Origin of the sequence: Enterobacter cloacae complex sp. XAL002, from assembly GCF_049236805.1 — a bacterium.
Taxonomy (GTDB): domain Bacteria; phylum Pseudomonadota; class Gammaproteobacteria; order Enterobacterales; family Enterobacteriaceae; genus Enterobacter; species Enterobacter intestinihominis.
In genome coordinates this window covers 1-6,442 of the sequence record NZ_JBMKJN010000046.1, presented here as the reverse complement: position 1 = coordinate 6,442, position 6,442 = coordinate 1, and the positions used below count along the sequence as shown (strand labels likewise).

The 6,442-nt window shown below is 44.8% G+C and carries 10 protein-coding genes; 4 read left to right on the top strand and 6 right to left on the bottom strand.

Annotation, left to right across the window (positions count from 1 at the left end; genetic code table 11):
* From ACOT0L_RS23550 to ACOT0L_RS23535, 4 genes are all read left to right on the top strand, one after another.
* Nucleotides 1–391 (top strand): HNH endonuclease signature motif containing protein (locus ACOT0L_RS23550; RefSeq protein ID WP_044702985.1); only part of this gene is annotated, 391 nt, incomplete at its 5' end.
* A gap of 252 nt (nt 392–643) precedes the next feature.
* Nucleotides 644–1,069, top strand: coding sequence for a hypothetical protein (locus ACOT0L_RS23545; protein WP_000278471.1), 426 nt, complete (start codon nt 644–646; stop codon nt 1,067–1,069).
* A 548-nt stretch (nt 1,070–1,617) separates the two neighbouring features.
* Complete coding sequence (locus ACOT0L_RS23540) at nt 1,618–1,926, top strand: hypothetical protein (protein WP_001224686.1); 309 nt, start codon at nt 1,618–1,620, stop codon at nt 1,924–1,926.
* Nucleotides 1,927–1,941: 15 nt separating this feature from the next.
* Nucleotides 1,942–2,799 carry an HNH endonuclease signature motif containing protein gene (locus ACOT0L_RS23535; RefSeq protein WP_000784387.1) on the top strand — a complete coding sequence of 286 codons (858 nt, stop codon included), beginning with the start codon at nt 1,942–1,944 and terminating at the stop codon, nt 2,797–2,799.
* Nucleotides 2,800–3,405: 606 nt separating this feature from the next.
* Here ACOT0L_RS23535 and ACOT0L_RS23530 read toward each other — a convergent pair.
* The 6 genes from ACOT0L_RS23530 to ACOT0L_RS23505 all read right to left on the bottom strand — a co-directional run bounded on the left by ACOT0L_RS23530 (nt 3,406) and on the right by ACOT0L_RS23505 (nt 6,202).
* Nucleotides 3,406–3,810, bottom strand: coding sequence for an H-NS family nucleoid-associated regulatory protein (locus ACOT0L_RS23530; protein ID WP_001287391.1), 405 nt, complete (start codon nt 3,808–3,810; stop codon nt 3,406–3,408).
* 177 nt (nt 3,811–3,987) lie between these two features.
* The gene (locus ACOT0L_RS23525; protein WP_001100635.1) at nt 3,988–4,281 is read right to left on the bottom strand and encodes a hypothetical protein; all 294 of its coding nucleotides are present in this window, start codon (nt 4,279–4,281) and stop codon (nt 3,988–3,990) included.
* Between the two features lie 25 nt (nt 4,282–4,306).
* Complete coding sequence (locus ACOT0L_RS23520) at nt 4,307–4,612, bottom strand: hypothetical protein (RefSeq protein ID WP_223152485.1); 306 nt, start codon at nt 4,610–4,612, stop codon at nt 4,307–4,309.
* Nucleotides 4,584–5,039, bottom strand: a complete 456-nt coding sequence (locus ACOT0L_RS23515) for a hypothetical protein (RefSeq protein WP_000916941.1) — start codon at nt 5,037–5,039, stop codon at nt 4,584–4,586. Before ACOT0L_RS23515 ends, ACOT0L_RS23520 begins: the two co-directional genes overlap by 29 nt.
* Before the next feature lie 59 nt (nt 5,040–5,098).
* Nucleotides 5,099–5,764: a hypothetical protein gene (locus ACOT0L_RS23510; protein ID WP_000490638.1), complete on the bottom strand. Its 666-nt coding sequence runs from the start codon at nt 5,762–5,764 to the stop codon at nt 5,099–5,101.
* A 57-nt stretch (nt 5,765–5,821) separates the two neighbouring features.
* Nucleotides 5,822–6,202, bottom strand: a complete 381-nt coding sequence (locus tag ACOT0L_RS23505) for a hypothetical protein (protein ID WP_001371925.1) — start codon at nt 6,200–6,202, stop codon at nt 5,822–5,824.
* Between the last annotated feature and the right edge of the window lie 240 nt (nt 6,203–6,442).

The following is a 6,442-nucleotide window of genomic DNA, read 5'->3' as shown; positions in this document are numbered from 1 at the left end:
AGATATCCAGGGTGAGCACTGCGAGCGCGTAGTGACGCAACGTAGTGGCGTGGCACAGGGTAAATTTAAAGCTCTGCTCATCGAGAATTTCGCGGGCCGTTGTGCGGTAACCGGTTGGGTTAATGGCGGTGTCCTGGATGCGGCACACATTGAACATGGAACCCGGTACAATCCGTCTAATGGCATCCTGATGACTCCAACAATGCATGCTCTGTTTGATGCCGATCTTATGGGCATAGATCCGGCCACCCTGACCGTTCATTTTAAGCCAGGCATTGAGCTGGGCGAGCTGTTTGAAGGCCGTAAAATCACACCGCTGGTGTACGATCTGGACTTAGAGCGGCTGGCCGTACGCTGGGCAGGATACCAGGGCCTGGCTCATGAACAATGATGGGTTACAGCCGGGATGTGTGAAAACCCGTCAGTGAAACCTGCATGCGCCATACCTTTAAATTTAAACTCAAGAGCCAGGCTCAAGATAAAACCGAAATGAAAAGGTAAAATCCGGTGCACCAGATCTCTTAGGTTTAATACCTGAGCCGGTATACTGGCAGGCGCAGGCATGTGGGTATTATCCAGTCCATACATCTCCACACAGTGTTAACCGCAACATTTAAAGTTCAATAAGGACGGTTTCAATTTTATGTATAAAACAGCATTAGTGATGATTATCGGGATCCTCGGATGCAGTAAAGCATTTGCAGCCACTGAATTACAGCTCCAGCAAAAACGCGTTATGCAGTTCTGTGCCAACGCCAGTCTTCCATTGTTAGTTGCGGGTACAACGTACGCGAATACGTCTGACAACGGGCGACCAGAAAAAGAAAGATTGGCAATCCTGAAAAATTCAGTTGCAAGCTCGACAGCTTATAAAATGGCATCTCCCGGAGTTCAGATTGCCATGATGAGCGTGGTGGAAGATATTGCCGATCCGAAAGAATTAGCTCTACATCAAAAAGAAGTTAGACGTCTTGGGGCTAGTTATCTTTCCGACAGCGGTGTTTCATGGGCTTCAAAAACTGTTTCACCATTTACAGCCTGGTGTAACTTTAACCGTTTAGAAAGTTAAGGCTGGCAAGGCGGTTCCTGTTCAGGAAAGTTACTTTCCGTGCGGGGACCGTAAGATACAGATAAAGCTTAAGGCCTTTGAATTTCTGGAAAGCATTTGAAAATTTCATTGCGCTTGTCTGATATGAAACAGCCCCTGCATTTCTGCAAAGGCTGAAAGAGTGTGTACGGACTTTGGAAGGAGTGATGATATACGCCTGAGCCATCCCATCACCGCAGACAGGGTAATTAACCCTGACTAAAGCTTTCACCTATTCCGTCGCTCGCAAGCGGCTTTCGCACACTAACGAAGGTATGGCCTTTCGTCGGTGTTAAATTTTTCAAACTTTGCTTACTTTGTCAAGGAAGGTGACCGCAGTAGTAGGCACAACTACTTTAATCTGTATGAATAATAAGGTAGAACCGGCCAGTGAATGAATGCTTTCCCTGAAATCAGGCGGACAACCTTCAGGAATATTGATAGCAAGACTGAATCTCTCGCTGCGGCGATAAACATTTCGCCATAACCCTGAACGAGAGTGGTTCATCCATCATATACAGGAGCGTTACATGCGCAAATTTAAGTACATAATCTGTCACCAGTGCGAAGGCCACGGGACCATGGAAAACCCGGCCTTTGAAAATGGATTCACCCAATCAGAAATGGCTGAGTGGGAGCCAGAAATGCGTGAAAAGTATTTTGCCGGAGCATTTGATGTTCGCTGTGACGTTTGTGCCGGTGACGGTAAGCTCAGCGTACCAAACGTAGCGGCTATGTCTTTTTCAGAACGACGGGTTCTGGCAGCACGGCGGCGTGATGAGCGTCTTCAGGCTGCTGATGAACGGCTGTCCCGCCAGGAACGAGCAATGGGGTACTGAGGTGTTACAGCAAAGATGAAAATGACGAAGCCAAAACCGGTAAGCCGGATGAAAAGACCGTTTATTAGTGAGCTTGCAGAGCTGGGTTTATCGGGTGAAATTCTTTCAATTCGAACTGACGGCATGCAGGGGACGCTCATACCCGATCTTACCGCAGGGGTGAGTGAAGCAGGCCGTGTGAAAACCGGCAACTGGGTAATCTCTGACAAGAGAACCTTCGACCATGTCGTTCTGTGTGTTGAAAGACAAGATGAGAACCATGATGTGTACGTAGGTAAATTCATCCAGTTACATGTAGCCGCTAATAAGAGCCTTAAGATCGTCGAAATGGGCGATGTGAAACTGGTGGCCATAACCAGCTCGATTCCTACCACTTTTAATGGTGGGATAAAGAGATACAAAGGGGTTACGTATGTGTCACTTTCCCAAACAGCTCAAACCACTATCGACTTCCCGAAGCGTATCTACAAAGAGGGCCAGGAATGTACTTCTGTCACCAGTCCTGACCAAGGTCCTTTCGCCCGGGATGTTAGGTTGAATTGCTACGGGCGATGTGTTGTCACCGGCGTAAGGTCCCCCTGGCGTACTGAGGCCGCGCACTTAACGCCACGTCATGAAGAAGGCATTCCCGACGTAACGAACGGAATTTTACTTCGCCGTGATATCCATACACTGTTCGACAATGACCATTGCGCCATAAACCCTGACACTATGAAAATTTACTTCAGCCGGGAGGCCCGGGAGTTGGATGATGATCTCCTGAAATGGCATGGGAATGAGATAGAGACGACACGCATGCAGGTTCCGGTTAACATCGAAAACCTTCGGATACGATGGCAAAAATTTAAGGCTAAGGATCGTCAGCGTAAATAAAGCCATAAGCTGAACCACGGCGAGGATTAGTCTTGTTCACTAAATGACAGCGAGAGATTAAATGCAAACCCAAAAAGATATTACAGTTGGCCAGATCTGGGAAGAAGTGGATCCAAGACTGATCCGGAAAGTGCGAGTTGTTGAGGTGGCCTCGTTAGAAGGGCCCAAAGGCATCCTAATCGAAAACGTGGAGTCTGGTCGTAAGAACTGGGCGTCGTCATCCCGCTTTAATGGAAAGCGTGGAGGGTATCGTCTTATTTCCTGAAGGTTTTGCCAATATGGGAAACTGAAGAGGTTGAAACCATCCCGGTGAGGGAGCATATCTGGTAAAGAAGAGTCTTTAAAAAGGTTTTACGCGACCTGGGATAATAAACGGGAAAACGATACCCAAAAAAAGAATACAGCGATGATAACGATAAGGAATGGTAAGGGCTTCAATATTTTGAGAAATGACCTGGCTTCCTTTGCATCTGCATTTCTAATCAAACTGTCCACATAGGGATCACAGCTCTTAGGTTCTGAATTTTTCATATGTTCTGTACCTGAAATTGATTCCGTATGAGAAAAGGCCACCGAAGTGGCCTCTATCAAAACTGGTGGCAAAAGTTAGATCAGGAAATCATCAAGACTTTTACCGGCTGCAATTTGTTCTGCCAGAGCTTTGGGGGTACGGCCCTGTCCAGTCCACGTTTTTGTTTCGCCATTTTCATCAGTAAATGAGTATTTGGCCGGGCGTGGTTCACGGCTTTTCTTGGTAGCCGTAGATTTGGCCTGGAATGAGCCAAGCAGCTCTTCCGGGTTGATACCATCTTCTTCCATTAACTTACGCAGGGCGTCAAGTTTCTCCTGACGAGCTTGCAGTTCGGCAGCTTTGGATGATTCTTCCTGACGACGCTCATCAACAATGACATTAAGCTTTTCGAGGATTTCCTCAAGTACTTCTAAAGGCAGCTCGCGGCCCTGGGCGCGAAGAGTACGAATATTGTTTAACGATTTGAGTGCTTCAGACATACGACCTCACTTTCTAATTCTTTGATAAGGATTTACTTAATCATAATACACTCTATAAGGAAAAAGATGCCAGCTTTATGTCTTCAGGTACAAAGATATCTTGCTAAGAATACTCCTTATCTTCCTTGTGCAGACTGTTTCGTGCTTTCGATGTTGTTCATGAGTCTTAAAATCTGCTCACTGTTTAGGGTACTCATGCTGTAAATCATCAAGAAGGAAGCGCAGAACAACATAAGCAATCGGAAAAGGAAACCATGCCAGTGACAGGCCATATATGGCGGAGATAAACATAGGGTAATTTAACTCACTTACAAAATTCGCTTCATTGTATTGTTGAATCGAAATGGCAGAAGCAAAAATTATAATTAAAGTAAGAAAAATCCACTCTAGCCATCTCTTTTTATAACAAGCATAAGCGAAAGCTGTAGGGTAAAAAATAAAGCAAAAAATTCCAGCTGCAATTACGTTCATAAAAGTAACTTTCCTGATAGCGCAGTTATTTTTCGAATGCAGCATCATGAACAACTGCCATAACATTGATGATTGGCTTTCTTTTTCTGAAGAACCTTCCGCGCGGCAAAGTTTCTCCCGCTTTGAGACGATAAAGCCAGAAAACATAAGCCGGAGGAACATTGCTGTCAAAAATATCTGAACAAGTTTGAACTGTGATGCCTACTGTATTGTCTTTCCTCATCTCTTTAAAAGTGCCTTGCAATGCAGCGGATAACGTCATTTTTAAGAAACCTTTTTCTGTTTGAACGGATAGACTTGACTTAGCTGGCTTGACTGTAATGTTTGCCACTAAAGATCCCTCGTTCTGAGGATGCAGGCACTACAAAGTTACCGTCAGGTCTAATCATACGAGTTTGGATGAAATTTTTGCCGGATTTGGTTTTTTCAACCTGGTGCTCGATCTTCCATTCTTCTTTGACGGGACCGGATGACAAATGAACTAGAACCGGTACTTTTTTACGTGTTCTATCCAGAACAATACAATTTGATTTATCCGTATCAACGCTTCCCTGAAGAGTATTCAAAGAGCAATTATCATATCCCTCAACCGGAACTGCATTACCTTGGATATCAATTTTGAATCCTCCAGCTATTACAATTTCGGGTGCATTATCATTTAAAGTCTCGTCATAGGCAGCATCAACTACATCGCAAGCAGTAAGAGTAAGTGACGATGCCACAGCAAGACACAATAAAGAAAATCTGTTTTTGAGCATATTTGAGACCTTTTATAAAAATAAAATAACAGGAGAATTGTATCATTAACAGTCTAGTTCTAACGACTACCACTTTTAAGTATGTATTGAGCCAGTTTTATATTCAGGCACACCATATTGCACTCTAGCTCTTTCATCATCCTAGAAGAACTCTTAATTAAGTATTCTTCAAGTGGGCCAGCATATGCCCCTGATGTCACGATCGTTAGTTGCGTAAGAGGATGAGTCAAACTCTCAATGCCCTTCAGGATGTCATTCTGGACAGCAGCAATATAAACAGGCGAAGCCGCAATCAAATATTCATCATTCGGACTGGACTGCATTAACTGGCTTATAGTTGCGCAACGGTTATGCTTTCCTAGTGATTTTGTGATGGCTTTCCACCAGAGATCATGCCTGAATGGTACTTGATGAAATGTCGCCTCGTAAGAGGGCACCCGATCTCGACTATTTAAAAACCCCATCCCGGCAGAGATTATCCACAACTCCAGATTTCTGGTTGAGTTTAAAATTTCCTTTGCCGTAGACCAGTGATTACCTGAATACAAGGACAATGCCGGTACCGCCTGATTACTTCTGGCGTCGTCTACAATGTTACTCCAGGCATATGCTGCGTCGTCCGGGGTTTGTTTTGGATCTATGTCCAATGTCGGCCAGACGTGGCCCTGATGATTCTTGCCCTTTGTACAGGAAGTGATTAAGTGTACTGAGCGTTCAGAGAACATTATCTTCCTTACATACCCATAGAACAGCTTTCTAAGAACGGTGGGCTCGCCTGAAAATTACAAATCAGCCCCTTTCACGGCATCATTTTGATTCTTCGCGTCTGCCCCCAGTAAGATGACCGGTTTTCTGCATGACAGTGTTATTCCTAACAAACGCAACACAAAACCACGCCAGCCAGAGCAAATTTTTTCATTTGCTGCGTAAAGCCTATTGTTTTCTCTTTTAAGCTTCGCCCACTCGTTACAGAGGGTAACATCATCAAGCGCTGTTATATGCTTCGCCTCACCTTCGACGATAACGGTATGGATACCGTATGCTGTAAATCTCATACTATTTTCCAGAACCCAGTTGCGGTATTCGTTGAGTCCACCTTCGGAACCGGTAGCTCTGCGCCACATTTCAATTTGCTTGTGTGATGGGTCAAGTGTACTTGTCATTGAAGCCTCGTCTCAGCGATAACGCTTGAAATAGCCCGCTTTGGTCAAAATGAAATTAGCCATCTGACTGGCGATTTGATTGTATCTTACTCATAGTGCCCAACCTATAGGTTAAAAAGGGGCATTTTCGCTTTATAGCGTGTTCAACATCATCAATCATCCCAAGAAAGGCTGGCTTATTAGGGGTCTGACGCTCAGTGGAACGAAAACTCACGTTAAGGGATTTTGGTCATGAGATTA

Coding starts and splice junctions, on each gene's coding strand:
- ACOT0L_RS23530 (WP_001287391.1), bottom strand. CDS start 3,810: ATGTCTGAAGCACTCAAATCGTTAAACAATATTCGTACTCTTCGCGCC.
- ACOT0L_RS23545 (WP_000278471.1), top strand. CDS start 644: ATGTATAAAACAGCATTAGTGATGATTATCGGGATCCTCGGATGCAGT.
- ACOT0L_RS23515 (WP_000916941.1), bottom strand. CDS start 5,039: ATGCTCAAAAACAGATTTTCTTTATTGTGTCTTGCTGTGGCATCGTCA.
- ACOT0L_RS23525 (WP_001100635.1), bottom strand. CDS start 4,281: ATGAACGTAATTGCAGCTGGAATTTTTTGCTTTATTTTTTACCCTACA.
- ACOT0L_RS23505 (WP_001371925.1), bottom strand. CDS start 6,202: ATGACAAGTACACTTGACCCATCACACAAGCAAATTGAAATGTGGCGC.
- ACOT0L_RS23535 (WP_000784387.1), top strand. CDS start 1,942: ATGAAAATGACGAAGCCAAAACCGGTAAGCCGGATGAAAAGACCGTTT.
- ACOT0L_RS23540 (WP_001224686.1), top strand. CDS start 1,618: ATGCGCAAATTTAAGTACATAATCTGTCACCAGTGCGAAGGCCACGGG.
- ACOT0L_RS23510 (WP_000490638.1), bottom strand. CDS start 5,764: ATGTTCTCTGAACGCTCAGTACACTTAATCACTTCCTGTACAAAGGGC.